At 71.4% G+C, this 25443-nt stretch carries 23 protein-coding genes and 1 pseudogene; 13 read left to right on the top strand and 11 right to left on the bottom strand.

All coding sequences use genetic code 11. The features are described from left to right. Window positions 1-35 precede the first annotated feature (35 nt). From AB0M92_RS02050 to AB0M92_RS02065, 4 genes and pseudogenes are all read right to left on the bottom strand, one after another. Window positions 36-1238, bottom strand: coding sequence for a hypothetical protein (locus AB0M92_RS02050; RefSeq protein WP_366100155.1), 1203 nt, complete (start codon window positions 1236-1238; stop codon window positions 36-38). 109 nt (window positions 1239-1347) lie between these two features. After that, entirely contained in the window at window positions 1348-2259 is a 912-nt protein-coding gene (locus tag AB0M92_RS02055; protein ID WP_366100156.1) for an N-acetylneuraminate synthase family protein, read from the bottom strand. Window positions 2260-2297: 38 nt separating this feature from the next. Then, a pseudogene (locus AB0M92_RS02060) lies at window positions 2298-3002 on the bottom strand (acylneuraminate cytidylyltransferase family protein); the annotation flags it as partial. Further along, window positions 2999-4348 carry a DUF6716 putative glycosyltransferase gene (locus AB0M92_RS02065; protein WP_366100157.1) on the bottom strand — a complete coding sequence of 450 codons (1350 nt, stop codon included), beginning with the start codon at window positions 4346-4348 and terminating at the stop codon, window positions 2999-3001. The pseudogene AB0M92_RS02060 and the gene AB0M92_RS02065, both read right to left, overlap by 4 nt. 176 nt (window positions 4349-4524) lie before the next feature. On the opposite strand from AB0M92_RS02065, the gene AB0M92_RS02070 reads away from it, so the two are divergent. Together AB0M92_RS02070 and AB0M92_RS02075 are read left to right on the top strand one after the other, a co-directional pair. Beyond that, window positions 4525-5502: a glycosyltransferase family 2 protein gene (locus AB0M92_RS02070; protein WP_366100349.1), complete on the top strand. Its 978-nt coding sequence runs from the start codon at window positions 4525-4527 to the stop codon at window positions 5500-5502. Beyond that, entirely contained in the window at window positions 5502-6866 is a 1365-nt protein-coding gene (locus tag AB0M92_RS02075) for a polysialyltransferase family glycosyltransferase (protein WP_366100158.1), read from the top strand. Before AB0M92_RS02070 ends, AB0M92_RS02075 begins: the two co-directional genes overlap by 1 nt. A gap of 16 nt (window positions 6867-6882) precedes the next feature. Here AB0M92_RS02075 and leuE read toward each other — a convergent pair whose 3' ends face one another. After that, the gene (leuE, locus tag AB0M92_RS02080) at window positions 6883-7536 is read right to left on the bottom strand and encodes a leucine efflux protein LeuE (RefSeq protein WP_366100159.1); all 654 of its coding nucleotides are present in this window, start codon (window positions 7534-7536) and stop codon (window positions 6883-6885) included. A 44-nt stretch (window positions 7537-7580) separates the two neighbouring features. Continuing rightward, window positions 7581-9161, bottom strand: a complete 1581-nt coding sequence (locus tag AB0M92_RS02085; protein WP_366100160.1) for a methylmalonyl-CoA mutase family protein — start codon at window positions 9159-9161, stop codon at window positions 7581-7583. 176 nt (window positions 9162-9337) lie between these two features. Between AB0M92_RS02085 and AB0M92_RS02090 the strand changes: the two genes are divergently transcribed. Further along, complete coding sequence (locus tag AB0M92_RS02090) at window positions 9338-10210, top strand: L,D-transpeptidase family protein (protein ID WP_366100161.1); 873 nt, start codon at window positions 9338-9340, stop codon at window positions 10208-10210. A gap of 339 nt (window positions 10211-10549) precedes the next feature. On the opposite strand, the gene AB0M92_RS02095 is transcribed toward AB0M92_RS02090, so the two are convergent. After that, entirely contained in the window at window positions 10550-11608 is a 1059-nt protein-coding gene (locus AB0M92_RS02095; RefSeq protein ID WP_366100162.1) for a hypothetical protein, read from the bottom strand. Next, the gene (locus AB0M92_RS02100) at window positions 11608-12351 is read right to left on the bottom strand and encodes an RNA polymerase sigma factor (RefSeq protein ID WP_366100350.1); all 744 of its coding nucleotides are present in this window, start codon (window positions 12349-12351) and stop codon (window positions 11608-11610) included. Before AB0M92_RS02100 ends, AB0M92_RS02095 begins: the two co-directional genes overlap by 1 nt. 385 nt (window positions 12352-12736) lie before the next feature. Here AB0M92_RS02100 and AB0M92_RS02105 point away from each other — a divergent pair, with 385 nt between their 5' ends. The 6 genes from AB0M92_RS02105 to AB0M92_RS02130 all read left to right on the top strand — a co-directional run bounded on the left by AB0M92_RS02105 (window position 12737) and on the right by AB0M92_RS02130 (window position 17752). Continuing rightward, window positions 12737-13303, top strand: a complete 567-nt coding sequence (locus AB0M92_RS02105; RefSeq protein ID WP_366100351.1) for a 2-oxo-4-hydroxy-4-carboxy-5-ureidoimidazoline decarboxylase — start codon at window positions 12737-12739, stop codon at window positions 13301-13303. Window positions 13304-13455: 152 nt separating this feature from the next. Continuing rightward, complete coding sequence (sdhC, locus tag AB0M92_RS02110) at window positions 13456-13836, top strand: succinate dehydrogenase, cytochrome b556 subunit (RefSeq protein ID WP_078864375.1); 381 nt, start codon at window positions 13456-13458, stop codon at window positions 13834-13836. A gap of 5 nt (window positions 13837-13841) precedes the next feature. After that, a complete protein-coding gene (locus AB0M92_RS02115) occupies window positions 13842-14324 on the top strand; it encodes a succinate dehydrogenase hydrophobic membrane anchor subunit (protein WP_030027687.1) in 483 nt (160 codons plus the stop codon). Window positions 14325-14347: 23 nt separating this feature from the next. Continuing rightward, on the top strand, window positions 14348-16102 hold the full coding sequence (gene sdhA, locus AB0M92_RS02120; protein WP_366100163.1) for a succinate dehydrogenase flavoprotein subunit: 1755 nt from the start codon (window positions 14348-14350) through the stop codon (window positions 16100-16102). Next, window positions 16102-16869 (top strand): succinate dehydrogenase iron-sulfur subunit, encoded by a 768-nt coding sequence (locus AB0M92_RS02125; RefSeq protein WP_366100164.1) that lies wholly within the window; start codon window positions 16102-16104, stop codon window positions 16867-16869. The genes sdhA and AB0M92_RS02125 overlap by 1 nt, the downstream gene beginning before the upstream one ends. Before the next feature lie 280 nt (window positions 16870-17149). After that, window positions 17150-17752, top strand: a complete 603-nt coding sequence (locus AB0M92_RS02130; RefSeq protein ID WP_366100165.1) for a hypothetical protein — start codon at window positions 17150-17152, stop codon at window positions 17750-17752. Here the strand turns inward: AB0M92_RS02130 and AB0M92_RS02135 are convergent. Both AB0M92_RS02135 and AB0M92_RS02140 read right to left on the bottom strand, forming a co-directional pair. Beyond that, on the bottom strand, window positions 17728-20223 hold the full coding sequence (locus AB0M92_RS02135) for a DUF4132 domain-containing protein (RefSeq protein WP_366100166.1): 2496 nt from the start codon (window positions 20221-20223) through the stop codon (window positions 17728-17730). The two genes, AB0M92_RS02130 and AB0M92_RS02135, sit on opposite strands and share 25 nt — an antisense overlap. 1 nt (window position 20224) lies before the next feature. Next, window positions 20225-20557, bottom strand: a complete 333-nt coding sequence (locus tag AB0M92_RS02140) for a hypothetical protein (RefSeq protein ID WP_366100167.1) — start codon at window positions 20555-20557, stop codon at window positions 20225-20227. Window positions 20558-20683: 126 nt separating this feature from the next. Between AB0M92_RS02140 and AB0M92_RS02145 the strand changes: the two genes are divergently transcribed. From AB0M92_RS02145 to AB0M92_RS02160, 4 genes are all read left to right on the top strand, one after another. Further along, window positions 20684-21865 (top strand): acyltransferase, encoded by a 1182-nt coding sequence (locus AB0M92_RS02145; RefSeq protein WP_366100168.1) that lies wholly within the window; start codon window positions 20684-20686, stop codon window positions 21863-21865. A 380-nt stretch (window positions 21866-22245) separates the two neighbouring features. Then, a complete protein-coding gene (locus AB0M92_RS02150; RefSeq protein WP_366100169.1) occupies window positions 22246-22650 on the top strand; it encodes a hypothetical protein in 405 nt (134 codons plus the stop codon). A gap of 3 nt (window positions 22651-22653) precedes the next feature. Then, the gene (locus tag AB0M92_RS02155; protein WP_366100170.1) at window positions 22654-23097 is read left to right on the top strand and encodes a DCC1-like thiol-disulfide oxidoreductase family protein; all 444 of its coding nucleotides are present in this window, start codon (window positions 22654-22656) and stop codon (window positions 23095-23097) included. Window positions 23098-23108: 11 nt separating this feature from the next. Beyond that, a complete protein-coding gene (locus AB0M92_RS02160) occupies window positions 23109-23882 on the top strand; it encodes a TetR family transcriptional regulator (RefSeq protein WP_366100171.1) in 774 nt (257 codons plus the stop codon). Here AB0M92_RS02160 and AB0M92_RS02165 read toward each other — a convergent pair. Continuing rightward, window positions 23869-25431, bottom strand: a complete 1563-nt coding sequence (locus tag AB0M92_RS02165; protein WP_366100172.1) for an ABC transporter substrate-binding protein — start codon at window positions 25429-25431, stop codon at window positions 23869-23871. The two genes, AB0M92_RS02160 and AB0M92_RS02165, sit on opposite strands and share 14 nt — an antisense overlap. Window positions 25432-25443: the final 12 nt, after the last annotated feature.

Consider the following 25443-nt stretch of genomic DNA (forward strand, 5'->3'; position numbering starts at 1 on the left):
CATGACGTGATGCACCTGGGGGTAAACTCGCGCGCTCATCCGGCCGCAGAAGCGGTCTGGGCGGGGAGTCTGTGCACATCACGGGCGGTCTCGCTGACCCCCGCGAGGAAGCTGCGGGCGCGCGGCGAGGCGGAGCCGGTGAGCCAGGCCGCCTCGACGTCGCATACGGCGACGGTCACACCGGTTCCGGTCAGTGCGTAGGGCAGCGTGTGGACGACCGTGGACGGAAAGCTGACGATCGTACGGCCGACCGGTCCGCGCCGGGCGATCAGCTCCAGCGGCAGGTCCGGGCGGACGATCTCCAGCCCCGTCGCCTCGCTGAGCGTGCGCAGTTTCTCCGCGGACTCCCGGCGGTGCGCGAAGTAACGGGTGACGCCGTGCTCCAGCGTCAGGGCCCGTACGGCGTCCAGGTAGCGGGCCGGGTCGACCACCCCGGTCTCCACCAGGGAGGTGCCGACGAGGTCGGTGCCCTTCGTCAGGCGCGGCGGGCCGAACCGGGCGCGGGTCCACGCGAACTCGTTGACCCGCAGGCTCATCCCGCTGTGGACGGTGACGGGCATCGAACTGAACACCTCGACGCGCCGGCCGGTGCCCGCGGCCGGGGTGAAACGGCGCCGGGCGGTGGCCGAGACCGGTGCGTACGCGAGCTCGCGGACCCGGCCGGGCAGGCCGCCCCCGCCGACCCGGTGCCAGCGGACGAGGCGCTCACCGCGGGCGGTCTGGGCGACGAACTCCATCGTCGCGGTGCCGTCGTCGACCACCACGAGCTCCTCGGCCCGCACGAGGGTGAGCAGGAGCTGCACGTACCGGGAGAAGGGGTCGCCGACGACGACGCGGCGGGCCGCGCGGACGTCCCTGGCGAGCGCGGCGAGCGCCTTGAGCGGGGCGAGCCGGCCGCCGCGGGCCTCCTGCCAGACGACCTCGTACCCCTCGTCCCGGGCCAGGCCGGCCATGCGGCGCAGCTGGCCGCGGGACATGGGGTCGGTGGGCGGCAGTACGACGATCCGCAGCCAGGAACCCGCCGCCGAGCGGTCGGGGGCGTGGGCGCACGCCGAAGCCGCGCCCTCGCCGGCCGCGGCCGGGCCGCGGCCCAAGGCGCGGCTGGGCTGGGCCGGGACGCCGTGGAGCAGCGGGGCGCCGCCCGGTGCGGACGCGGCTTCGGCGTGCGCCCACTCCAGGACGTTCAGGAGCTGGACCGGACTCTCGACGAAAGCCAGGGTGGAGGCGGAGGGGGTCACCACGTACTCCTCGTCAGGGGCGGGGGCGGGGCGCGTCGTACCGGACGGACACCGGACGGAGGGCCGGACGAGCCGCGGGGCGGGACCGCGGCCCGGCACGGCGGGAGGGTCAGACCGAGGCGAGTTCGCCCTGGACCCGGCGGAGCTTCTTCATGGGGCCGAGCTCGGACTCGTAGACGCGCTTGACGCCGTCGCCGAGGGCGGTCTCGATGGTGCGGATGTCACGGACCAGGCGGGTCAGGCCGCCGGGCTCCACGGAGGCCGCCTGGTCGGAGCCCCACATGGCGCGGTCGAGGGTGATGTGGCGCTCGACGAACGTGGCGCCGAGGGCGACGGCCGCGAGGGTGGTCTGCAGGCCCGTCTCGTGGCCCGAGTAGCCGATCGGCACGTTCGGGTACTCCTCCTGCAGGGTGTTGATCACCCGCAGGTTGAGCTCCTCCGCCTTGGCCGGGTAGGTGGACGTGGCGTGGCAGAGCAGGATGTTGTCGCTGCCGAGCACCTCCACCGCATGGCGGATCTGCTTCGGGGTGGACATGCCGGTGGAGAGGACGACGGTGCGGCCGGTGGCGCGCAGGGCGCGCAGCAGCTCGTCGTCGGTGAGGGAGGCGGAGGCCACCTTGTGGGCGGGGACGTCGAACTCCTCCAGGAAGGCGACGGCCTCGGTGTCCCACGGGGAGGCGAACCAGTCGATGCCGCGCTTGGCGCAGTACTCGTCGATGGAGCGGTACTCGGCCTCGCCGAACTCGACGCGGTGGCGGTAGTCGATGTACGTCATCCGGCCCCAGGGGGTGTCGCGCTCGATGTCCCACTGGTCGCGCGGGGTGCAGATCTCCGGGGTGCGCTTCTGGAACTTCACGGCGTCGCAGCCCGCTTCGGCGGCGGCGTCGATGAGGGCGAACGCGTTGCCGAGGTCGCCGTTGTGGTTGATGCCGATCTCACCGACGACGTACACGGGGCGGCCGGGGCCGGCGGTGCGCGAGCCGAAGGTGCGCAGGCGGGAGTTGGGGGTGGCGACGGTCATGGCAGCTGAGGTCCTTCGTTCGGTGCGTGGGGGTGCCGGGGGGAGGTGAAGAGGGGAGCGAGGAGGCGGGCGCGCGCCAGGTCGTGCGGGTCGTCGATCTCCAGGACCCGTGCGGGGTCGGTGGCGACGGGAAGGGTGCGTCCGAAGAAGCGGTGCCGCGCGCCGCGGAAGCCGGCGGCGTCCATGGCGTAGGCGGCTCCGGTCTCCAGCAGGTCCTGGGGGCGGTCCTGGCGGCGGGGGCGGACGGCCTTGTCGTGGTTGACGCCGTCCCCCCCGGCGCCGTCGGCCGCTTCCCGCCAGAGGAAGCCGTGGAAAGGGGCGACGGTCAGGGCCGAGTCGGCCGCGCCGGTGGCGACGGCGGCGGCGACCGACTCGACGTCGGAGGAGGTCAGGAAGGGGCTGGTGCACTGGACGAGGAGGACGACGTCCACGGTGAGGGAGTGCAGTTCCTCGAAGGCGTCGAGCGCGTGCAGGACGGCCGCCTCGCTGCTGGCGGTGTCCCCGGAGATCGCCGCGGGGCGGCGGATCGCCTCGGCCCCGGCGGCCCGGGCGGCTTCGGCGATGGGGCCGGCGTCGGTGGAGACCACGACGTCGGTGACGGTGGCCGCGCCCCGGCAGGCCCGGACGGCCCGTACGACGAGCGGGACCCCGGCCACTTCGGCGAGGTTCTTGCCCGGGACTCCCTTGGAGCCGCCGCGGGCCGGGATCACGGCCAGCACGCGCGGGCTCGCGGCGGCGGTCACAGCTCCCCCATCCGGCGGATCACCGGGGCCACGCGCTGGACGCCGTGCCGGTAAGCCGCCCGGGCGGCGTCGCGCAGGTGCGAGCGGAGCCGGCGGCGCAGCCGGGACTCCCCCTCGCTCTCGCGGACGGCTCCGGGCAGCGGGCTGCCGTCGGGGGCGAGGTGGTGGCGGGCGAGGATCCCGGGCAGGTACCGGGGCGCGGTGACCTGCGTGTAGTAGGGGGCGACGGCGGGGAGCACCGGGAGGTCCAGCAGCTGCGCGAGCCGTTCGCGCGCGGCGGCGAAGGGGTCGCCGGCGTCGCCGGAGGCACCCGTCACGCCCTGGTCGGCCAGCCAGCGCGGGTCGCCCTGCGGCAGCAGGCCCGCGTCGAGCTGGTCCCAGGAGGCCAGGCAGCCCGAGCCGAGGAAGTGGTGGTTGCCGAGCGCCTCGCGGATGCCGAGGTCGGTGAGGACCGCGGTCGGGATCCCGCGGTGCAGCGACTCCAGCGCGGCCGTGGAGGAGACGGTGACCAGCAGGTCCGTACCGTCCAGGACCTCGCCCATGTTCCCGTACACCAGGCGGCAGTTGGCGGGCAGTCCGCCCGGGATCCGCTCCGCGAGCCGCTGGTACGGCTGCTCCTCCAGGTGCGTGGTGTGCTCCCCCGGACGGCTGCGCAGCTTGATCAGCACCTCGCGCCCGGGGTGCAGCCGGGCGTGCCCCGCTGCCCGTTCCAGCAGGTAGGCGCGGTCGGCGCGGCTCTCGGGGACGGACGGCTGGACGGCGAAGACGACCGTGTGGGCGCGGCTGCCGGCCTTCTCGTAGGCCGCTCCGTCCAGGAACGGCAGTGCCGTCTCCGTGACCGCGCCGGCGTCCGCGCCGACGCCCTCGTAGACCGCGCGGAAGCGTCCCGCGTCGTGGCGGGAGTTGGCGAGGACGAGGTCGGCGCCGTGGCGCAGCAGCAGGCCGTCGGCGAGCTTCTCGTACACGACGCCCACGTAACCGGTGACGAGCACGGGGCGCTCGGCCGGCTCGGGCCACAGCGCGCGGATCCCGTGCAGGACGGCCTGGACGGCTCCGCCGACGAGGGCGAGGACGACGACGTCGTACTTCCCGCGCTCGATCTCCGCGAGGAACCGTGCGCAGGTCACCTCGGAGAGCCGGTCCGCCCGGACGCCCACTTCGCCGAGCTGGCGCGCGGTCGGGGTGGCCCGGCCGCGGAGCAGGAATCCGGTGAGGTGCGGTTCTTCCGACAGGCGGCGCGCGGTGAGTGCGCCCCATTTCCATCGCGTATCGGAATCGGCGAGTACGGCGACGCGGAGGGCGGTCCCGGGATGACTACGAGATGCTGCGCGATTACTGGCTGGCACCCGGCAGAAGCTATTCCGCAATTTCGGTGATCGGCCCAACGAACGCACAACAGCGGGTTAACAACCCGTCTACGTCACGCGAAACCGCACCGGTTAACGCGCCCGCCCCGCTTCGTTCACATGGAATCCGCGCACGGGCCATGGTGAATGCCGGCCAACGGCTTAATGTCTCGCGGGTGCTCAAGCTCTCTGTTGTCGTGCCGTTCTACAACGTGCAGACATACGCACCGGATGCCCTGAAAAGCCTCGAACTGAACGCCCGGGACGATTTCGAGTTCCTGCTCGTCGACGACTGCTCGACGGACGGCACGCCCGAACTCCTGGAGCGGGCGGCGCGCGAGCTGCCGGGGGCGGTGCTCCTCAGACACGAACGGAACGGCGGCCTGGCCACCGCCCGGAACACCGGCCTGGACGCCGCGCGCGGCGAGTACGTCACGTTCCTGGACGGCGACGACTGGCTGGCGCCCGGCCACTTGACCCGCACTCTGGCCGCCATAGAGGCCCTGAGCTGCGATTTCGTCCGCAACGACCACGTCCAGGTGACCGGCCGCGCCCGTACCGTGCAGCGCGTCCCCTATGGTCCGCAGCTGGTCGTCGGCGATCCGCGCACCGGGATCCTGCCCTCGTCGCGGGCCACCTCGGTCGACTATCCGTACGCCTGGGCCGGGATGTACCACCGGCGGCTGCTGGACCGCGGACTGCTGCACTTCACCGACGGGCTGCGCACGGCGGAGGACCGTCCGTGGATCTGGCGGCTGCACCGGGGGGCCGATTCGTTCGCGGCGATCGGGCTGCCGGGGATCTTCTACCGGCGCGGGGTCGCGACCTCGCTCACACAGATCAAGGACGAGCGCCAGCTCGATTTCATCAAGGCTTTCGACCAGGTCCTGGCCGATACGGCCGAAGACCGGGAAAGCGATCTTCTGCTCCCGAAAGCCGTCCGAACATATTGTGCAATTATCGCGCACCATATCGGGACCATCGAGAGGTACGAACCGGCCGTGGCCAAGAAACTCCGTTCGATGAGTACGGCCGCGCTCGGACGCATGCCCGTGGACGTACTCGACGGGGTGCTGAACTCGATGGACGCCGATCGCGCCGGAGTGCTGCGCCGCCTGCGCCGCCGGCCCGCACGAGCGGGAGCCGCGCTCTGATGGCGACTCGAAGCACCCCCTGCACGCAGATCTTCCTCGCCTCCACCCTCTACGGGATGGCCACGCTCGCCGCCGGAATCGACGCGGGCACCTTCCCGCCGGCCGGCCGCCGCATCCTGCTCACCAGCAATCACGCCCTCACCGCCGAGGTCTCCCCCGGCCTCGCCGACATGCCGGGCTTCGCCGCGCTCGGCACCCGCTTCGACGAGGTGCTCGACTGGAACGCCGTCATCGCCCCGCAGCACCCGAGCACCTGGGCCCCCCGCCCCGAGGACGTCCCGCTGTGGGAGCGCCAGCTCCGGGCGGGCTGGGGACTGGGCGAGGACCGCGTCGAGATCATCGTGGAGTCGATCCAGGTCCCGCCCGCCCGGACGCTGTGCACGCTGTTCCCCGGCGCCGCCGTCGACGTCTACGCCGACGGGCTGATGAGCTACGGGCCCACCCGCTTCCGCCTCGACCCGCAGCTCGGCATGCGCGTGCGCCGCGTCCTGCACCTGGACCTGCTGCCCGGCCTGGAGCCGCTGCTGCTCACCGAGTTCGGCGTACGGCCGGAGCTGGTCCCGACCCCCGAATTCCTGAAGGTGCTCGCCGAGCTGCCCTCGTCCGGGCCCGAGCTGGACGGGGTCGGCGAGGCCCCGGCGCTGCTGCTCGGCCAGTACCTCTCCGCGCTCGAACTCCTCTCCCCGCAGGAAGAGGAGGAGCTGCACGTGGAGATGGTCCGGGGCGCGCACGCCCTCGGCCACCGCGAACTCGTCTTCAAACCGCACCCCAGCGCCCCCGCCGCGTACTCGCGGCGCGCCGAGGCCGAAGCCGAGCGGCTCGGCGCCCGGCTCACCGTCATGGCCACGCCGGTCCTGGCCGAGACCCTCTACCAGCGGCTGCGCCCCGCCCTGGTCGTCGGCTGCTTCTCCACCGGGCTGCTGACCGCCGCCACCCTGTACGGACTGCCCGTCGCGCGCACCGGTACCGGGGCCATACTGGCCCGCCTCGCCCCGTACCAGAACAGCAACCGGATCCCGCTGACGATCGTGGACGCGGCCCTGCCCGCCCTCGCGGACGCCGGGGCCGTCGCCGCCTGGACCGCTCCCGGCGCCGAGGAGAACCGGGACCGGCTGACCGGGCTGCTCACCGCGGTCGGGTTCACCATGCAGCCGCAGATCCTGGCCCCCCGCCGTACCGAGGCCGAGCGGTACCTGGCCGCGCATCTGGACGACCGGACCTGGCGCTACTTCAAACGCCGCCGGCTGACCACCCTCGGACTGCCCGGGGGCATCCCGGCCGGGCTGTCCTTCCTGCCGAACAGCCCGGCCGTCCGCCGCGTGGTCCGCCGGCTGAAGCGGCTGCGCGCGGCCCGCACGCGGTGACGGCGTACGCGCGGGCCTAGCCGACGGCGAGCTTCGCCGCGAAACCGAGGAACAGCACGCCCGCCGCCGAGGTGGCCCCGGCCGACAGCCGCCTGCGGCGGCGGAAGGCCGCGGACAACCGGGTCCCGCCGAAGATCAGCAGCGTCAGGTACAGGAAACTGCCCAGCTGGAGCAGCGCACCGAGCAGCAGGAACGAGAGCGCCGGGTAGGCGTACGAGGGGTCCACGAACTGCACGAAGAAGGAGAGGAGGAACAGGATCGCCTTGGGGTTGAACAGGCTGATCAGCAGCGCCCGCCGGTACGGCCGCTCCCCCTCGGTGCCCTCGGCCCCGACCGGCGCCTCGGCCCGTTCCTCCCGCTCGGCCCGCGAGCGCCACAGCGCCCACGCCCCGCGCATCATCCCGACGGCGAGCCAGGTCAGGTACCCGGCGCCGAGCACCTTGACGATGCCGAAGGCCACCGGACTGGCCTGGAGCAGCGCCCCGGCCCCGACGGCGGCGAGCACCATGAGCACGGCGTCGCCGGTGAACACCCCGGCGGCGGCCTTGTACCCGGTGCGCACCCCGCGGCGCGCGGCGACCGAGAGCACGTACAGCGAGTTCGGCCCCGGCAGCAGAATGATCAATATGAGCCCGACGAGATAGGTCGGCAGATCGGTGACTCCCAGCATGGGCAGGAGTGTCCCATGAGGACGCACCTGTCGTCCCGCCGGTTTCACCATGTGGAATCGGCGGGTTCGTACGTCCCCCAGACCTCCCGCAGCGCGTTGCAGACCTCGCCCACCGTGGCCCGGGCGCGCAGGGCCTCCTTCATCGGAGGGAGCACGTTCGCCGTGCCGGCCGCCGCCTCGCGCAGGGCGGCCAGCGCCGCCGCCACCGCCTCGCCGTCGCGCTCCGCGCGCAGCGCCGCCAGTGCCGTCCGCTGCCGGTTCTCGATCTCCGGGTCGACGCGCAGCGGCTCGTACCGCTCCTCCTGCTCCAGCGTGAAGCGGTTGACCCCGACCACGACGCGCTCGCCGCCGTCCGTCTCGCGCGCGATGCGGTACGCGTTCCGCTCGATCTCCCCCTTCTGGAAGCCCGCCTCGATCGCGGCCACCGCCCCGCCGAGGTCCTCGACCCGCCGCATCAGTGCGAGCGCGGCCTCCTCGACCTCGTCCGTCATCCGCTCCACGGCGTACGAGCCGGCGAAGGGGTCGACGGTGTGCGGCACGTCCGTTTCGTACGCGAGCACCTGCTGGGTGCGCAGTGCGAGGCGCGCCGACTTCTCCGTCGGCAGGGCGATCGCCTCGTCGAAGGAGTTGGTGTGCAGCGACTGGGTGCCGCCCAGCACCGCCGCCAGTGCCTGCACGGCCACCCGTACGAGATTGAGCTCGGGCTGCTGCGCCGTCAGCTGGACCCCGGCGGTCTGGGTGTGGAAGCGCAGCATGAGCGACTTCGGGTTCCGGGCCCCGAACTCCTCGCGCATGATCCGGGCCCAGATCCGGCGGGCGGCCCGGAACTTCGCGACCTCCTCCAGCAGGGTGGTGCGGGCGACGAAGAAGAAGGACAGCCGCGGGGCGAACTCGTCGACCTCCATCCCGGCCGCCAGCGCGGTCCGTACGTACGCGATGCCGTCCGCCAGCGTGAAGGCGATCTCCTGCGCGGGCGAGGCCCCGGCCTCGGCCATGTGGTAGCCGGAGATGGAGATGGTGTTCCAGCGGGGGATCTCCGCCTTGCAGTAGCGGAAGGTGTCGGCGGTCAGCCGCAGCGAGGGCTCGGGCGGGAAGATGTAGGTGCCGCGCGCGATGTACTCCTTGAGCACGTCGTTCTGCACGGTCCCGGTCAGCTGTGCGCCCTCGATCCCCTGCTCCTCGGCGACCAGCTGGTACATGAGGAGGAGGAGCGCGGCCGGGGCGTTGATCGTCATGGACGTGGAGACCCGGTCGAGCGGGATCCCGTCGAAGAGCACCCGCATGTCGTCGACGGAGTCGACGGCGACGCCGACCTTGCCGACCTCCCCGTGCGCCAGCGGCGCGTCGGAGTCGTGCCCCATCTGCGTCGGCAGGTCGAAGGCGACCGAGAGTCCGGTGCCGCCGCCCGCGATGAGCTGCCGGTACCGGGCGTTGGACTCGGCCGCCGTTGCGAACCCGGCGTACTGCCGCATCGTCCACGGCTTGCCGGTGTACATGGTCGGGTAGACACCTCGCGTGTACGGATACGCCCCTGGTTCTCCCAGTTTGACCTCGGGATCCCACCCCGTCAGATCCCCCGGCCCATACACGGGTTCGATGGGATTCCCGCTCTCGGTACTGGCCATGTGACCAAACCCTCCATGGAGCAAATGGGCTCGGGGCTGATACAACTCCCCGCGGCGGCTCCGGCCGTCGTCCGACGGCCGCTGGTCACAATGGCGCAACATCCCTGGATCGTCTGCAACTGTCCACGCCCGCCAGGCATCACCTACATACACGACGTAGAAAACGGGGGACTGCAATGCTTCGCCAGAGAGTCATAATCCGCACGCTCGGGGTGGCCACCGCCGTCGCGCTCGCCGCGACCGCCTGCGGGCCCCAGAAGACGGAGCCGGCCGGCTCCGCTTCGACGGTTCCGTCCGCGTCCGCGGCGGGTTCCACCCCCGAAACCTCCCCTTCGACGGACAACAAGCCCGCCGAAGCCTCGCCCTCGCCCTCCGCCTCGCAGTCGGCCTCGCCGTCCGCGTCCCCCTCGCCGACCGTCAAGGCCATCATGGCCAACGGCGACGAGAGCGAGCAGATCCGCGAGCTCCAGGCCCGCCTGAAGCAGCTCAAGTACATGACGGTCGCACCGACCGGCTTCTACGGCTCGAAGACGACCGCCGCGGTCAAGTCCTTCCAGACGAAGAACGGCCTGACGGCCTCCGGCGCGGTCGACGACGCCACGTGGAAGAAGATCCAGAGCGTCAGCAAGAAGCCCACCGCCGACGAGCTGCGCCCGCCGACCGTCAACGAGGTCGACGCGCCGGACCCGCGCTGCATGACGGGCCGCGTCATGTGCATCAGCAAGGAGAGCCGCACGCTCGCCTGGATGATCGACGGCAAGATCGTCTCCACGCTGGACGTCCGCTTCGGCTCCGAGAACACTCCGACCCGCGAGGGCCAGTTCAAGGTGGAGTGGAAGGCCAAGGACTGGACGTCGACGATCTACCACACGCCGATGCCGTACTCGATGTTCTTCAGCCAGGGCCAGGCGGTGCACTACTCCGCCGACTTCGCGGCCCGCGGTTACGCCGGCGCCTCGCACGGCTGCGTGAACGTCCGGGACAAGGCGAAGCTGGCGTCGCTGTTCGAGCAGGTGCAGGTCGGCGACAAGGTCGTCGTCTACTGGTGATCCCCGATGGCCGGGCGGTGCCGGTGATCCCGGTGTCCCCGGTGATCCGGTCTGTGAAGTAAAGGGCGCGGGCAGGGCCGGGGGAACGAACCCCGCCCGCGCCGGGTGCGCAGAGCCCAGGGGTACGGGGGGAACCCCGGCTCATGCGCGGCCGATGACCAGTCGGCTCGATATGTACTGCGCCGCAGGTTCGAAAAGTGTTACAGCCCGTTCATGACGTCGCCCGGAACCTGTCCGGTGAGCCCGCACGGACCACCCGAAGGATGGCCGGAAACCGCCCTCGGGACGGATGTGCTCGGCGCGGGGGCTCCAGCACGAAGGGCTTCAGCGCGAAGGACCTCAGCGCGAAGGCAGGCGGGCGGGCGCCGACATCCCCGGGCTGGCCGGGACGAGCGTCGGGGCCTTGAGCACGTCGCCCCCGATGTCCGAACCGCGCGGCACGGTCGGGGTGGTGCTCCTGCCCGGCCCGTCGAGCAGGTCCTCGCAGAAGTGCGGGATGCGCGCGAGGCCCTTCGCCAGCTTCGAGAGCTTGTCGCGGCGGTCCGAGTTCATCTCACCCGAGCGGTAGGCCTCGCACAGGTCCACCGCCTTGAGGCGGGTCTGCTTGTCCGCGTCCTTCAGCGAGGTGGTCCCGCCCGCGAGCGCGTCCTTGCCGTCCTTCGTGTCCCTGCCGTCCCGGCCTTCCGCGGCGGCGCCGCCGCCCGACGCGGCATCGGGGCCCTTCACCGTTCCGGTCCCGAATCCCTGCAACGCGCCGGAGTCCAGCCCGCCGGGCGTCGGCCCACCGCCCGGGGTGGGCGGCATGCCGTCGGTGCCCCGGAACGGAGTGGGCCGCAGCTGCGGGCCCGGAGTCGGGCCCCCGGTGCCGCCGGGCGGCGTCGGGTTCTCGTCCGCGCTGAGGGACACCGCCGGTACGGGACCGGCCGAGTCGTGCGTGCTCCGGTCCAGCAGGCCGGCCCCGGCGGCGACCGCCAGGCCGCCGACGGCTACGCCCGCCAGCGCGGCGACCAGCCCGAAGCGCACCGGACGGCCGCGCCGGGCCGGGGGCACGGGGGCGGCGAGGGGCAGGATCCTGCCGAGCTCCACGAGGGGGGAGGTGTCACCGCCGACCGGCGCGGACATCCCGAACGTCCCGGACGTCCCGGACAGTGCGGGTATGCCGGATACCGCCGGGGCCCCGGCCCCGCCGTGCGCCGCGCGGAAGGCGGCCACCGCGGCGGCCTCGCCGGGCAGTTCCGCCCCGGTGCACGGCCGCGGCGCGGCCAGGAGTTCGAGGGCGGTCCGAAGGCGTGCTTCCGCTTCGCGGGCGCTCGGGTCGCCGCCAGGTACGGCCGGGTCGCCGCGCAGCACTCGTTCCGCCGCGGCCTTGTCCAGCCACCTGTTGCGCTCGTCGGCCATCACATGTCCTTCTGCGTCCGCCAACGTGAATGCGTCACACCGGTTTGCTCTACGAGACCACCGCCCCTGCCGCGCTGAGCGGGCACGGCGTCGAGATCCCTCCCGCCCCCACCGTCCCTCGCCTGGCCACCGGCATTATGGCCGACCGGGCCCGCCGGATCCGAGCCGGTTTCCGACTCCGGCGCGAACCCGCCGTCCGCGCCGAGCAGCTCGGCCAGTTTCTTCAGGCCCCGATGGGCCGCGGTGCGGACGGCCCCGGGCCGCTTGCCCAGGGTCTCGGCCGCGGTCTTCGCGTCGAGCCCGACGACCACGCGGAGCACCACGGCCTCGGCCTGGTCCTGCGGAAGCTGGGCGATCAGCGCCATGGTCCGGCCCGTCGACAGTGCCTCCATCGCCTCGCCGGCGGTGTCGCTGTCGGCGGCGCGGGTGGTCAGCTCGGTCTCGTCGCCGCCGATGGCGGGACGGCGTCCACGCATGCGGATGTGGTCCAGCGCACGGTTGCGGCCGATGCGGGCGGCCCAGCCGCGGAAGCGGTCGGCGTCGCCGGTGAAGGAGTCGAGGTCGCGGGCGATCTGCAGCCACGCCTCCGAGGTCACGTCCTCCGCGTCGCCGTCTCCGACGAGCGTGCGTACGTATCCGAGCAGGCGTGGGTGCACGGCGCGGTACACAGTACGGAACGCGCTCTCGTCGCCGCCCTGTGCCGCGAGCACCGCGGCGGTCAGCTCCGCGTCGTCCCCCAGCAAAGTCCCCAACCGTTTCACTGTCCTGTACCTGTGGCGCAAATCAGCACGTTACGGCTTTCAAGTACCTTCGTCCACGAGTTGTACGGGGAGCAACCAATCGTGCGCGAAGCGGGGTGTGACACAAAACGCACTCGCGGCGCTGACAGGGGTACGGGCTTGTCGCACGAGTCCGTACGGACGGCGACCGGGGCCTCTCCTGTGGGGGGTGGCGGCCTCGGTCGTCTTCCTCTTCCCCCATCGGGTTTCCCCCATCGGGCCGTTCCCGCGCCACGCCCGTCATCCTTTCGGCTCACTTCCGGGTGAAAACCTCGGATCGGTACGACACACCCGGCCCCGCGTCGCTAGCGTGGCGGTACACCCGCGCCACGCCCCGAGGAGCCCCCCGCTGTCCAGCCACCTTCCGGCACAGGCCCGCGGCTGCTCCGATCCCTCCACCGGCTCCGGACTGGCGCGGTTCAACGCCCTCTCCCCCGAAGCCGCCGTGGCCGTGCTGCTGCACTGCTGCGGGAGCCGGCGCTGGGCGCAGCGGGTTGCCGCCCACCGACCGTACCCGGATCCGGGGGTGCTGCTGGCCGCCGCCGACGAGGCCTCGTACGACCTCTCCCAGGCGGACCTCAGCGAGGCGCTGGCCTCGGAGGTCCCGGTGGAGCTGGACCACGGGGCCTCCTACGCCGCGCTCCTGGCGCTCGACGCCGCGCACGCCGAGTACGAGCGCAACTTCGGCCACGTCTTCGTCATCTGCCTGGACGGGCACCCGCCGGAGGAGCAGGCCGACCAGCTCCTCGCCGCGATCCGGCGGCGGATGGAGCTGGAGGCCGACGAGGAGCGGTCGATCTCGGCGGACGAGCTGCGGCGCCTCGCCCAGGTGCGGCTCGCCGACCTGACACATTGGCTGACCTCCCAGGACGGGGTAAACGCCGAGGATTCAGGGCTATTCGCCCCTGTGGGATAGTCCGTCCGTGCCTGTTTGATCACACCGATGGACCCGGCGCAAGGGAACCGACAAAGCGTCGCTACGATGTCCGGGGCCGGAGGACCGTACCCGGCCGGGCCCGACCGACAAAGAAGCCGGCTGGCCCCCGCCCCGCTTCCGGAGGGTTTTCCGTGCCGGCTGGAACGTTGTACCGCGGCCGGGAAGGAATGTGGTCCTGGGTGGCTCATCGAGTCACCGGCGTCCTCATCTTCTTCTTCCTGTTCGTACACGTCCTCGACACCGCTCTCGTCCGCGTCTCCCCCGAGGCGTACGACGATGTCGTGGCTACCTACAAGACTCCGATCGTCGCGCTGCTGGAGTACGGCCTCGTCGCCGCCATCCTGTTCCACGCGCTGAACGGTCTCCGTGTGATCGCCGTGGACTTCTGGTCCAAGGGCCCCCGTCTCCAGAAGCAGATGCTCTGGGGCGTCGTGATCGTCTGGATCATCCTGATGATCGGGGCCCTGTACCCCGTCCTGGGCCACGCAGCTGCCGAACTGTTCGGGAAGTGACACTCATGTCTTCTGACACTTCTTCCGCCAAGGCCATCGGCGACGTGGAGGGCGTAAGCCTCTACGACGTCGACAACCCGGCGCCGTACATCGAGGCCCCGCGCAAGCGCACGGGCAAGACGCCGCGCTCGACCCGCGGCAACTTCGAGATGGCCGCATGGCTGTTCATGCGCCTCTCGGGCATCGTGCTCGTCGTCCTCGTCATCGGCCACCTCCTGATCCAGCTGGTGCTGGACGGCGGCGTCTCCAAGATCGGCTTCGCCTTCGTGGCCGGCCGCTGGGCGTCCCCGTTCTGGCAGGTCTGGGACCTGCTGATGCTGTGGCTGGCCATGCTGCACGGCGCCAACGGTCTGCGTACCGTCATCAACGACTACGCGGAGCGCGCCAACACGCGGCTGTGGCTGAAGGGCCTGCTCTACACCGCCACGGTGTTCACCATCCTTCTGGGCACGCTGGTGATCTTCACCTTCGACCCGAACATCCGCTAGGCAACGGGGCTGAGGCGAAAAAGATGAAGATCCACAAGTACGACACCGTCATCGTCGGCGCAGGTGGCGCAGGCATGCGTGCCGCCATCGAGTCGACGAAGCGCAGCCGCACCGCCGTGCTGACGAAGCTTTACCCCACCCGCTCCCACACGGGCGCCGCGCAGGGCGGCATGGCCGCCGCGCTGGCGAACGTGGAGGAGGACAACTGGGAGTGGCACACCTTCGACACGGTCAAGGGCGGTGACTACCTGGTCGACCAGGACGCCGCCGAGATCCTGGCGAAGGAGGCCATCGACGCCGTCCTCGACCTGGAGAAGATGGGCCTGCCGTTCAACCGCACCCCGGACGGCACCATCGACCAGCGCCGCTTCGGCGGCCACTCGCGCAACCACGGCGAGGCGCCGGTCCGCCGGTCCTGCTACGCCGCGGACCGCACCGGCCACATGATCCTCCAGACGCTGTACCAGAACTGCGTCAAGGAGGGCGTGGAGTTCTTCAACGAGTTCTACGTCCTGGACCAGCTCCTGGTCGAGGAGGACGGCGTCAAGAAGTCGGCCGGCGTGGTCGCGTACGAGCTCGCCACCGGCGAGATCCACGTGTTCCAGGCGAAGGCCGTCATCTACGCCTCCGGCGGCACCGGCAAGTTCTTCAAGGTGACCTCCAACGCGCACACCCTCACGGGTGACGGCCAGGCGGCCTGCTACCGCCGCGGCCTGCCGCTGGAGGACATGGAGTTCTTCCAGTTCCACCCGACGGGCATCTGGCGCATGGGCATCCTGCTGACGGAGGGCGCCCGCGGTGAGGGCGGCATCCTCCGCAACAAGGACGGCGAGCGCTTCATGGAGAAGTACGCGCCGGTCATGAAGGACCTCGCGTCCCGTGACGTCGTCTCGCGCTCCATCTACACCGAGATCCGCGAGGGCCGCGGCTGCGGTCCGGCCGGTGACCACGTGTACCTGGACCTGACGCACCTGCCGCCGGAGCAGCTCGACGCGAAGCTCCCGGACATCACCGAGTTCGCGCGCACGTACCTGGGCATCGAGCCGTACACGGACCCGATCCCGATCCAGCCCACCGCGCACTACGCCATGGGCGGCATCCCGACGAACGTCGAGGGTGAGGTCCTCCGCGACAACACCACCGTCGTCCCGGGTCTGTACGCGGCCGGCGAGGTCGCCTGCGTCTCCGTGCACGGCGCCAACCGCCTCGGCACGAACTCGCTGCTGGACATCAACGTGTTCGGCAAGCGCTCCGGCATCGCCGCGGCCCGGTACTCGCAGGAGAACGACTACGTCGAGCTCCCCGAGAACCCGGCGCAGCAGGTCATCGACCAGGTCGAGCACCTGCGCAACTCCACGGGCAAGGAGCGGGTCGCCGACCTGCGCCTGGAGCTCCAGGAGACGATGGACGCCTGCGTGATGGTGTTCCGTACGGAACAGACCATCAAGACCGCGGTCGAGAAGATCGCGGAGCTGCGCGAGCGCTACAAGAACGTGTCCGTCCAGGACAAGGGCAAGCGCTTCAACACGGACCTGCTGGAGGCCATCGAGCTGGGCAACCTGCTCGACCTGGCCGAGGTCATGGCCGTGTCCGCGCTCGCGCGCAAGGAGTCCCGCGGCGGTCACTACCGCGAGGACTACCCGAACCGCGACGACGTCAACTTCATGCGCCACACCATGGCGTACCGCGAGGTCGGAGCCGATGGCTCGGACTCGATCCGGCTCGACTACAAGCCGGTCGTGACGACCCGCTACCAGCCGATGGAGCGTAAGTACTGATGGCTACCCCGACCCTGTCCAAGACGGACGAGATGGAAGAGGCGGCCGCGGCCTCCCCGTACATCACGGTCACGTTCCGGATCCGCCGCTTCAACCCCGAGATCTCGGACGAGGCGCAGTGGCAGGACTTCCAGATCGAGATCGACCCGAAGGAGCGCGTGCTCGACGGTCTCCACAAGATCAAGTGGGACCTCGACGGCACGCTGACCTTCCGCCGGTCGTGCGCGCACGGCATCTGCGGCTCCGACGCGATGCGGATCAACGGCAAGAACAGGCTCGCCTGCAAGACGCTGATCAAGGACATCAACCCGGAGAAGCCGATCACCGTCGAGGCCATCAAGGGCCTCACGGTGATGAAGGACCTCATCGTCGACATGGAGCCCTTCTTCCAGGCGTACCGCGACGTCATGCCGTTCCTCGTCACCAAGGGGAACGAGCCGACGCGTGAGCGCCTGCAGTCGGCGGAGGACCGCGAGCGGTTCGACGACACCACCAAGTGCATCCTGTGCGCCGCGTGCACCTCGTCGTGCCCGGTGTTCTGGAACGACGGGCAGTACTTCGGCCCGGCGGCGATCGTCAACGCGCACCGCTTCATCTTCGACTCGCGCGACGAGGCCGGCGAGCAGCGGCTGGAGATCCTGAACGACAAGGACGGCGTGTGGCGCTGCCGCACGACCTTCAACTGCACCGACGCGTGCCCCCGCGGCATCGAGGTCACGAAGGCGATCCAGGAAGTCAAGCGCGCGCTGATCACGCGCCGCTTCTGATTCCCGGCGCGTCCGCGCTCGTACGAGGGCCCCGCTCCCCGGTTTCCACCGGGGGGCGGGGCCCTCGCCCGTTCGGGTGAGCGCGCGGCTGCCGCCCGCGGGGCCCGGCCCGCTCCTGCGATGATGCTCTCGGCAGCAGCCCACGGGAGGCACGTGATGTCCGCAGCACCCGCTGAGCAACCCCACGGCGAATGACCGCCCGGCGCCGGCCCGAAGGCGAATGGGCGGCGTCCCCCGTCCGGGGTACTCGGCCGGGGATCGCTGTGGAAAGATCGAGCGCATGAGCGAGCAGCAGCCGAATCCGTACGCGAAGGACAACGAGGGTCCGGGCGGCCCCGGTTATGGCTATCCGCAGGGGTATCCGGCGACGCCGGGGACCCCCGGGTACGGGTACCCGGCCACGCCGCCCGCGCCGGGGTACGGATACCCGCAGGACACTCCGGCCGCGCCCGGGTACCAGCCGACCATGGGCGGCGCCGGCACCCCGCCCCCCGGCCAGCCCCCGATGATGCCGCCCGTGCAGCCCCAGGCGTACGGCGGCGGGTCCGGGTTCGCCCTCGGCGACATCACCATCGCCGGGGACCAGATCATGACCCCCTCGGGCCCCATGCCGCTCAGGGGCGCCATGTGGAACGCCTCGGACCTTTCCCGCACCGAGACGAAGATCCCGGCGCACGCCATCGTGCTGGCGATCATCTTCTTCCTGTTCTGCCTGCTGGGCCTGCTCTTCCTCCTCATGAAGGAGAAGACCACCACCGGCTACATCCAGGTCACGGTCACGAGCGGCGGCCGCCACCACTCCACGATGATCCCGGCCGTCGACGCGAGCACCTACCACTGGGTCATGAGCCAGATCAACTACGCCCGCTCCCTCAGTATCTGACGGGTGATCGTCGGGTCGGTGATGCCGGTGTCGGCCGCCAGCATCATCGCCTTGCTGAGGATCAGCGCGAGCGTCCGGTCCCCCTCGAACGGCAGGTAACCGGTCTCCGGGCCGGAGGCCGAGCGCCCCGCCGGGACGATGCACAGGTACCGGTCGTCCGGGTCCATGAGGACGTTCCCCGACCCGAGGTGGATCCGGTACGCGCGCAGGTCGCCCCGCACGTGCAGGAACCGGCCCTCGATCCGGCACCGGTCGGCGATGGCGAGCCTCGGGACCAGCCGTTCCAGCAGGAGCCGGCGGGTCTCGGCGGTCTGGCTCAGCTCGCCGAACCCGTACGCGTTCCAGTAGTCGTGGAAGCGGCCCTCGGGGCCGCCGTCCTGCCACGTCGGGTCGTTGCCGACGCTGGCCACCCCGACGAACAGGTCCACGTCGCGCAGTACTTCGCTGAGCACCAGCGCGGGGACGTCCACGAGCGGCACGGGGTCGACCGGCGCCTCGCCGCCCAGCAGCCACATCGTGTAGTCGCCGCCGCAGGCGTGCGCCATGTTCTGCGGGGCGTCGATCGGGTAGAACCGGACCTGGTCGGTGCGCAGCCGCAGGAAGCTGCCCGAGTCCGTGATGTCCTCGTACTCGCCGTCCCCGCCGTCCCCCTCGATCCAGTACTCGGCGCGCAGCCCCCACTGCGGCAGCTCGCGCACGGCGGGCGGCGCACTGTCGTCGACGGCGAGGCGCAGCTTGTTGCGCCAGCCGCGGGCGGCGGCCAGTGAGTGGAACTGGTGCTGGCGCAGGTAGTGCGCGGCGAACCGGTTGGAGTACGTGCCGGTGCGGACCTCGGCGTCGGTCAGCGGGTAGACCTCGCGGTGGGCCTGCTTGAACGGCTGCGTGACGCCGTGCCGTTCGAGCCGGTCCCGCCAGGCGGCCACCTCGGCCGGCTCGCGGTCGATGGGGTGCCACAGGCTCACCTCGGCGCCCCCGGTGACCGGGGTGCCGTCGAGGGTGCGCAGCTCGCCGTCGGCGAAGCCGACCGGGGTGCCGTCCACGACCCAGAGCAGGCGCCGGGCCAGGGTGGCGACCAGCGGGTGGTCGGCGTACCGCTCGCGCCACTTCCCGTACGGCCACGTGCGGCGGGCGAGGAACTGCCGGTCCAGCCTCTCTGCCTGGGCACCGAGCATCTTGTCGATGTCCTTGACGGCCGCCTTGAGCTCCTTGAGCTCCTCGGGGTGGTCGCGGCGCACGGCGGCGGGCACGCTCTTGACCGCCTTGCCGGTGGCGCTGCGCCAGGAGAGCAGCGCCTTGGAGCCGCGGACCTCCACGAGGGCGGTGGTCTCGCCCAGCGCGTGCTCGGCGCGGCCGACGCCGGTGAGTCCGTACGCCGGCACCGCGAGCTCCTCGATCTCCTCGCGGCCGAGCCCGAGCGCGGCGGCCCGCGCCTCCAGGGCCGAGTCCAGCACCTTGAGGGTGCCCTTGAAGGTCACGCGCGTGGCCAGCCGGGCCAGCTCGGCCAGGGCCGCCTCGCTGTCGATGCGGGAGAGGGCGGTGACGCAGGCGTTGGCCACCTTGGGGTTCCGCGGGCCCAGGCCCGAGACCTTGCGCAGCGAGGTCTCGACGAGCGCGCCGAGCACCCGCGCGGCGTCGGGGTGCGGGGGCAGGAAGGAGAGCAGCCAGGCCAGACCGCGCAGGGCGTTGGCGTTGTACGCGTCGTAGACCTCGTTCGGGTTCGGCCCGTAGCGCTCCTCCCGCAGGGCGAGGGTGCGGGGTGCGCCGACGAGCCGGAACCAGCCGAGCAGCCGCTCGCGCACTCCGTCCTCGCCGATCCCCTCCGCGGCCTCCGTGATCAGCGCCCGGCCGGTCTTCTCCCACTTGCCGCTGGGCTTGGCGGACGTCGCGGTCACGGCGTGCGCCAGGAGGGCGTGCCAGCGCTCCCCGTCCGCCATCGCCCGCTCCGCCCAGGCCTCGCCGACGTTGAGCACGGGCTCCCTCAGGCGTGCGGCGACCGCGAGGACCGGCTTGTAGCCGTACGCGCCCAGGGCGCTGCGGCGCAGGGCGGCGACGACGGCCGGCGCCACCGTACGGCCCTCGGCGATCTCGGCGAGCACCAGCTCCGGCACCCATCCCAGGTATCCGGCCTCGCTCATGCGGCCGATCTCGTCGAGCTTCTCGCACCGCGCCGCCTGGAGCGCTTCGCCCCAGGGCAGGTCCCGGCCGACGGCGGCGGCGAGGCCCAGCGCGTTCACCCGGGCGCCGGACTCCCCCGCCAGCGAGGCGAGGGTGCGGCCGAACTCGTCCACGAGCCGCTGCCGGAACGCGGCCGGGCGGGCGTTCACGTCGGCGACGAGTTGCGCCGCTTCCTTGTTGTTCTGCCAGTGGCCGCTGTAGTAAATGGCGGCCTTCAGCAGTGCGGTGGCGAGCTCGGAGGCGTTCTCGTCCTCCAGGGCGCGGTGCGCGGCAGCCGCGTAGCTCCGGTTGGCCATGTCAGCCACCCACCAGGGCGACGAGCTTCAAGAAGGTGACCTCGGTGCCGAGCGGCAGGTCGAGGACCTCGTCGAGATCGGTGACCTGGCGGTCGCCGACGAGCACCAGGAACCCGTTGCGCCGGAAGGCGGTGAGCGCGAGCTCGCTCTGCTGCTCGGCGTCGGGCCGTTCGGGCAGCTTGACCAGACCGGCGGCGCGCCGCTCGGCCACCTCCTGGAACACCCGCCGCCGGATCAACTCGCGCAGCGCGAGCCGCTCCTCGGCCACCTCGAACGCCCAGCCGTCGGCGCGGCCGCCGGAGGTCGTCTCGTCGACGAACGTCACCATTCCCATGCCCGGAAGCCTATGACCCCCCTCTGACACCACCCGGGCGCGGCCCGGGGCGGACACCGCCGGGCAGGTCGCACGGCCGGCCGGCGCAGGTCATCGCCCGACCCCGTGCTCGGTAGGATCTGCCGGATGGCGACCCACCTCATACCCACCCAGCGAAGCGAGGCTGCTCCGGCGCCCGTTCCGGCTGCCGGGAAGCGTTCAAGGCTGGCCGCTTTGGACGGGTTGCGGCTCATCGCCGCGCTGATGGTGGTTTTCCATCACTATGTGGGCTTCGGCGGCAATGCCGACGCGGCCAAGAACGCCTGGGCCAAGCCGGTGGATGTGGTCTTCCCCACAGCCTCCTGGCTGGCTTCCTACACCTGGACCGGCGTCGAGTTCTTCTTCGTCATCAGCGGCTTCGTCATCTGCATGAGCAGCTGGGGCCGCAGCCTGGGTGAGTTCTTCACCTCGCGGGTGGTGCGGCTCTATCCGGCGTACTGGTTCGCCATCGTGGCCACGACCGCCGTGGTCACCCTCTGGCCGGTGGTCGTGCAGCCGGAGGGCATGAAGGACGTCCTCCTCAACTTCACCATGCTGCAGGAGCCGTTCCGGGTCCGCTCGGTGGACGCCGTGTACTGGACGCTCTGGGTGGAGCTGCGCTTCTACCTGCTGTTCGCGCTGGTGGTGTGGAAGGGCGTCACCTACCGGCGGGTGGTCCTCTTCTGCGCGCTGTGGACCGTGGCCTCGGTCCTGGTCACCGCTGGCCGGGCACCCTTCGCCGACTACGTCGTCATGCCGGAGTACTCGCCCTACTTCATCGCCGGTGTCGCGATGTATCTGATGCACCGGTTCCGGCCGACCGCGCTGCTGTGGGGGATCGTCGCGATCTCGTGGCTGTTCTCCGTCCGCCAGGTCGCCCTCTACAACGACGCTCTCGCGGTCAGCCTCGGCCGCACGATGGACTCGAAGCCGGCGATCGCCTTGATGACCCTCGGCTACCTGGTGATGCTCGCCCTCGCGCTCGGCCGGCTGAACTGGGTGCGCGGGAAGTGGCTCACCGTGGCCGGTGCGACCACGTACCCGCTCTACCTCCTCCACGAGCACATCGGCTGGACCGGCATCAGGCTGCTCCGTCACCACTTGTCGCCGTGGGCGCTGGTCGCCGTGATGACGCTCGGCATGCTCGTCGCCGCCTGGCTGGTCCACCGCCTCGTCGAGCGTCCCCTCACCAAGATCCTCAAGCGCGGTCTGACCCGGGCCCTGAGCAACGTGCGCACGCACGCGGACGAGGGCCCCGCCCGGCCGCCCCAGGGCTCGACCGCCCCGTAGGCCCGCCCGCACCCGCGCCGCCCGCCGCCCGCCCCCGGCCCAGCGGCCGCGGCGCCCCGGGCCGATCGCGTACGAGCCCACCGGACACCGGTGGACGCACTTCCCGCTCCCGCCCCGCACCGCCCGCGTCCTGGCGTGGCCGACGTGCGCGCAGCGGTACACCTCCCCCACCCGCGACACCTCCGCTCGCGTCGGCGCACCCGCCCTCCACGCCGCCACCCGGCCCTCGCCCGGCGGTCGCCGCCGACGCGGGCGGCTCCGTGCGCGGACCCGGACCCGTGGCGGAGGACAGCCTTCCCCGAGATCGCTTGAACTTGTTCAAAAAGAGGCCTACAGTCAGTCCTGCCAACGAGTTGAACACGTTCAAGGGGGCAGAGGCAATGGACCTCACCGTCATCGCGTACGTCATCTACCTGCTCATCAGCATCGGGCTGACCGTCTGGGTCGCCCGTACGCTCAGCCGCAACGGCCGCATCTTCATCGCCGACGTCCTGCACGGGAACGAGAAGCTCGCGGACGCCGTGAACCACCTCCTGGTGGTCGGGTTCTACCTCGTCAACATCGGCTTCGTGACGCTCTACCTGCGCTCGGACGCCGGCATCGACTCGGCCCGCCAGCTCTTCGAAGCCCTCTCGGTCAAGCTCGGCGTCGTCCTGCTGGTCCTCGGCGTCATGCACCTCGGCAACGTCTGGGTGCTCAACAAGATGCGCCGCCGCGGGATCATGGAGCGTCAGCAGACCCCGCCGGTCGCCCCGCAGGGGTGGACCGCTCCGGCCGGGGCCTGAGCGGTGACCACGGCGACGACGGCGCAGGCGACCCGGCACCTGACGGTGCTGTACGACGCCGACTGCCCGCTCTGCGTCCACATCCGGCACTGGCTCCTCGGGCAGCGCTGGCTGGTGCCGCTCCGGCTGATCCCGGCCGCGTCCTTCGCGGCCCGGGGGAAGTTCCCGCAGCTCGACCACGCCTCCACGCTCCGCGAGATCACCGTCATCGGCGACGCGGGGCAGGTGTGGACCGGGACGGACGCGTTCATCGTGTGCCTGTGGGCGCTGGCGGAGCACCGGCCGAAGGCGAACTGGCTCGCCACCGCGGCGGGCCGGCCCTTCGCCCGGGCGGCCATGTACACGGCCTCCGCATGGCGCCAGGCCGTACGGACCGAGCCCGGCGCGGAGGGCGAAGTGGAGCCGGAGGCACCGGCCTGTGACGACCACTGCGCCGCACCCCGATAGGCTCGTACACCGTGACTGATCAGAAGGCTCCCAAGAGCGAGCAGACCCGCACGCTCATCCTCGAAACCGCGCTCCGTCTCTTCCAGGAGCGCGGCTTCGACAAGACGACCATGCGGGCCATCGCCAAGGAGGCAGGGGTCTCGGTCGGCAACGCCTACTACTACTTCGCATCGAAGGAACACCTGGTCCAGGGGTTCTACGACCGGATCGGCGCCGCGCACCTGGCGGCGGTCCGGCCCATCCTGGAGAGCGAGACCGATCTCCAGAAGCGGCTCGCGGGCGTGCTGACGAGCTGGCTGGACATCGCGGCGCCGTACCACGAGTTCGCCTCCCAGTTCTTCAAGAACGCGGCGGACCCGGAGAGCCCGCTCAGCCCCTTCTCCCCGGAGTCGGAGCCGGCCCGCAAGCAGGCCATCGACATGCACCGCGAGGTGCTGGCCGGCGCGAAGACGAAGGTGCCGGCCGAACTGGCCGACGTGCTGCCGGAGCTGATGTGGCTCTCGCAGATGGGGCTCGTCCTGTACTGGGTCTTCGACCGGTCCCCGGGCAGCGAGAAGACGCGGCGGCTCGCGGAGCGCGGCGCGCAGCTGACGACGCGGGGCATCGTCCTGGCCCGGTTCCGGGTGCTGCGGCCGCTGGTGCGCGAGGTCCACGAGCTGTTCGCGGACTTCCTGCCGGGGATGGCGCAGACGGCGGTGTCGAGGAAGAAGCGGGCATCCGACCCGGATGCCGACTTCGACCCCACGGCCGGCTCCGGCGCCGACGGCGCGGCTACAGCCAGTTGAGCTCCCACAGGCGCCAGACCCCGGTGCCGTCGGAGAGGTACTGGGTGCCGGAGACGGATTCGCGGGACATCACGTAGTCCTTCTTCTGCCAGATCGGCAGCATCGGGATCTGCTGGGCGACCAGCTTCTGGAGCTCGCGGAAGTCGGCGGCGGCCTGACCGCGGTCCGAGAAGGACTGGGTGCGGGCGATGAGGCCGTCGATGGCCTTGTCCGAGAAGCCGTTGTTCATGCTGGAGTCGGCGCCGACGAGCGGGGCGAGGAAGTTGTCCGCGTCCGGGAAGTCGGGGATCCAGCCGATGGTGTAGGCGTCGAACTCACCGGCCGCGTAGGCCTTCTGGAAATCGGCCCACTGCTCGACGGCCTTGATCTTGATCTGGAAGAGTCCGGTGGCCGTGAGCTGCTTCGCGATCTCGTCGGCCTCGGCGGCGTTCGGGCCGCGCGTGTTCACGCCGAGGGTGAGGGAGACCGGGGCGGTGATCCCGGCGTCCTTGAGCAGCTTCTTCGCGGCGGCCCCGTTGGGCGCCGGGTAGGCGTCGAAGAACGGGTTGCCGTGCGAGGAGATGCCGGCCGGGACGAGGGAGTAGAGCGGGGTCACCGTGCCGCGGTGGACCTCGCCGGCCACCTTGGAGCGGTCGATGACGGCGGCGATCGCCTGGCGCACGGCGAGCGGCGCGGCCGTGGAGCCGGGGCGGACGTTGAAGACCAGGCTGCGGATCTCGGAGCCGCCGGAGGCCTGGTACTTGGTGTCCTCCAGTCCCGGGTTGAGGCCCGCGAGCACCTCCGGCGGCATGTCGCGGTGGGCGACCTCGACCTGGTGGTCGGCCCAGGCCTGGTTGAGCTGGGCCGAGTCCTTGTAGTACCGGACGGTGACGGCCGTCTTGGCGGGCTGCTTGGACTGGCCGCGGTAGGCCTTGTTCGGCTTGAGCTCGGCGCTGGTGCCGGCCTGGTACGCGCCGAGGGTGAAGGGGCCGGAGCCGTCGACCTTGCCGTCCTCGCGGAGGGCCTTCGCCGGGTACTTGTCCTTGTCGACGATCGAGGCGGCGCCCGTCGCGATCTTGAAGGGGAAGGTGGCGTCGGGTGCGGAGAGCGTGAAGGTCACGGTGCGGCCGGCCGCCTTGACCGACCGGAGGGTGTTGAAGAGCGGCGCCGGTCCCTGGTCGGAGTTGATCGCCTTGATCCGGTCGAAGGAGTGCTTGACGTCCTCGGCGGTGACGGCGCGCCCGTTCGAGAACTTCAGGTCGGGGCGGAGCTCGCACTGGTAGGTGGTGAGCTCGGTGCCGGTGAACGTGCAGCTGGAGGCCGCGTCCGGGACCGGGGTGTCGGAGCCGGACTTGATGGTCATCAGGGACTGGTAGACGTTGCTGAAGAGGGCCCAGGAGCCCGCGTCGTACGCCCCGGCGGGGTCGAGGGACGAGACCACGTCACTCGTCCCGACCCGCAGGGCGGTGCCGCTGCCGCGGCCCTCCTCCGGAAGCAGCTGCCAGGCGCCGACACCGACGACGCCGATCACCAGCCCCGCCGCGATGACCTTCGAGCGGACAGACTTCACCCTTGACCCCAC

Source organism: Streptomyces sp. NPDC051582 (assembly GCF_040681715.1).
Taxonomy (GTDB): Bacteria; Actinomycetota; Actinomycetes; order Streptomycetales; family Streptomycetaceae; genus Streptomyces.

Bases quoted from the DNA above. Each gene is read 5' to 3' on its own strand.
- AB0M92_RS02055 (WP_366100156.1), bottom strand. From the start codon at position 2,259: ATGACCGTCGCCACCCCCAACTCCCGCCTGCGCACCTTCGGCTCGCGC.
- AB0M92_RS02075 (WP_366100158.1), top strand. From the start codon at position 5,502: ATGGCGACTCGAAGCACCCCCTGCACGCAGATCTTCCTCGCCTCCACC.
- leuE (WP_366100159.1), bottom strand. From the start codon at position 7,536: ATGCTGGGAGTCACCGATCTGCCGACCTATCTCGTCGGGCTCATATTG.
- AB0M92_RS02085 (WP_366100160.1), bottom strand. From the start codon at position 9,161: ATGGCCAGTACCGAGAGCGGGAATCCCATCGAACCCGTGTATGGGCCG.
- AB0M92_RS02090 (WP_366100161.1), top strand. From the start codon at position 9,338: ATGCTTCGCCAGAGAGTCATAATCCGCACGCTCGGGGTGGCCACCGCC.
- AB0M92_RS02095 (WP_366100162.1), bottom strand. From the start codon at position 11,608: ATGGCCGACGAGCGCAACAGGTGGCTGGACAAGGCCGCGGCGGAACGA.
- AB0M92_RS02115 (WP_030027687.1), top strand. From the start codon at position 13,842: ATGTCTTCTGACACTTCTTCCGCCAAGGCCATCGGCGACGTGGAGGGC.
- sdhA (WP_366100163.1), top strand. From the start codon at position 14,348: ATGAAGATCCACAAGTACGACACCGTCATCGTCGGCGCAGGTGGCGCA.
- AB0M92_RS02125 (WP_366100164.1), top strand. From the start codon at position 16,102: ATGGCTACCCCGACCCTGTCCAAGACGGACGAGATGGAAGAGGCGGCC.
- AB0M92_RS02130 (WP_366100165.1), top strand. From the start codon at position 17,150: ATGAGCGAGCAGCAGCCGAATCCGTACGCGAAGGACAACGAGGGTCCG.
- AB0M92_RS02135 (WP_366100166.1), bottom strand. From the start codon at position 20,223: ATGGCCAACCGGAGCTACGCGGCTGCCGCGCACCGCGCCCTGGAGGAC.
- AB0M92_RS02140 (WP_366100167.1), bottom strand. From the start codon at position 20,557: ATGGGAATGGTGACGTTCGTCGACGAGACGACCTCCGGCGGCCGCGCC.
- AB0M92_RS02145 (WP_366100168.1), top strand. From the start codon at position 20,684: ATGGCGACCCACCTCATACCCACCCAGCGAAGCGAGGCTGCTCCGGCG.
- AB0M92_RS02150 (WP_366100169.1), top strand. From the start codon at position 22,246: ATGGACCTCACCGTCATCGCGTACGTCATCTACCTGCTCATCAGCATC.